This window comes from Romboutsia sp. 13368 (assembly GCF_018336475.1).
In the GTDB taxonomy this organism is placed as follows: Bacteria; Bacillota; Clostridia; order Peptostreptococcales; family Peptostreptococcaceae; genus Romboutsia.
In genome coordinates this window covers 599358-600884 of the sequence record NZ_CP048741.1, presented here as the reverse complement: position 1 = coordinate 600884, position 1527 = coordinate 599358, and the positions used below count along the sequence as shown (strand labels likewise).

At 23.1% G+C, this 1527-nt stretch carries 2 protein-coding genes; one reads left to right on the top strand and one right to left on the bottom strand.

What is annotated here, in order from left to right:
• The first annotated feature begins 229 nt into the window (after positions 1-229).
• Positions 230-637, top strand: a complete 408-nt coding sequence (locus G3997_RS02505; protein ID WP_296647572.1) for a GtrA family protein — start codon at positions 230-232, stop codon at positions 635-637.
• 50 nt (positions 638-687) lie between these two features.
• Here the strand turns inward: G3997_RS02505 and G3997_RS02500 are convergent, their stop codons facing one another.
• Entirely contained in the window at positions 688-1302 is a 615-nt protein-coding gene (locus G3997_RS02500; protein WP_296647568.1) for a manganese efflux pump MntP, read from the bottom strand.
• Positions 1303-1527: the final 225 nt, after the last annotated feature.

The window sequence follows — 1527 nt, the reverse complement described above, 5'->3', positions numbered from 1 at the left end:
GTTATTTAATATGATATACATGATATCTCATCATCAGTACCCCCAATAGACACTAGTAAAAGTTAAGGATTATCCTTGCTTTTATCTAGTAAGTACTGTTGATATTATATTATGCAACTTTTTATTTTATATTCATATTTTTTTAGTTATTATTAGAAATATATTTAATATATATTATGTATTATTCATATAATATTTAAGTACAGATTTATAATCAGGAGATTTTTATATGACAGATAAATTAAACTTTTTAAAAGGAAAGATAAAAGAATATATAAAATTTAATATTGTAGGTACTAGTAACTTTATAGTATCTCAAATTTTGTACATTACACTTTTTACACTCTTTAAATTAAATTATATAATAGCATATACAATAACTAGTATACTTAGTGTTATTGCATCCTATTTTTTAAATTCAAAATTTACATTTAAAAATGAAAATTATTCAACTAAAAGGTTTTTCTTATCTATTTTAGTTTATATTTTTGAATACATACTTAATATGGGAATTATTATTCTTTTAGTACAAATATTTAATGTAAACAAAATAATAGCACCTTTAATATCACCAGTATTCTCTACTCCACCAGTATTTTTCTTAATGAGATTTGTTATAAAAAATAAAAAAATATAATATAAGGCCTATGAATTTATAATTAATATATAAATTCATAGGCCTTATTTTTAAAATAATAAATTAAATATTTTACTTAGCATTTGAGTATGCTCATTAAGTATATTAAATCCTATTAATATAAGTATTACTCCACCTACTAATTCTGCATATCCATTAAATATATCTCCTACTTTATTTCCTATAAATGCTCCAAAAAYACATACTAAAAATGTTATAATACATATTATTAAAGATGCTGGTATTATATTAACATTTAAAAATGCAAAGCTTATTCCTACTGCTAAAGCATCTATACTAGTAGCTATTGCAAGCATTATTATCTCTTTATTTGATAAATCACCTTTATCAGCTGTAGCACTAATTTCTAGTTCAGATTTTTCTTCTTTTCTTTCCTCAAAAAATCCTTTTATCATATTAAATCCTATAAATCCAAGTAATATAAATGCTATCCAATGGTCTATAGATTTTATGTAACTTTCAAAACTAATACCTAAAATCCATCCAAGAAGTGGCATTCCTCCTTGGAATAATCCAAATGCTAAAGCCATTTTTATTGCTGTAGATTTTTTTAAATTTTTAATTGTAATACCCTTTGTTATTGATACTGCAAATGCATCCATAGATAGTGCAAATCCTGTAAATATGAGTGCTATAAAATTCATATTTTTCCTCCTAAAATTTACTTTATAAACACAAAAAACGAGACTTATGCATGCTAAATAAACATGCATGAGTCTCGTTTTTTAATACTAGACCAGACCGTAGTCATTATGTTGACCTAGTAACACTTTTCGTGCAAACTACTCCCTCAGCAAAACCGAAAGTATTTTATATATTAATTAGTATAATATTATTTTTAAATAATACGATTATATACTTTTTAAATT

Bases quoted from the DNA above. Each gene is read 5' to 3' on its own strand.
- G3997_RS02505 (WP_296647572.1), top strand. From the start codon at position 230: ATGACAGATAAATTAAACTTTTTAAAAGGAAAGATAAAAGAATATATA.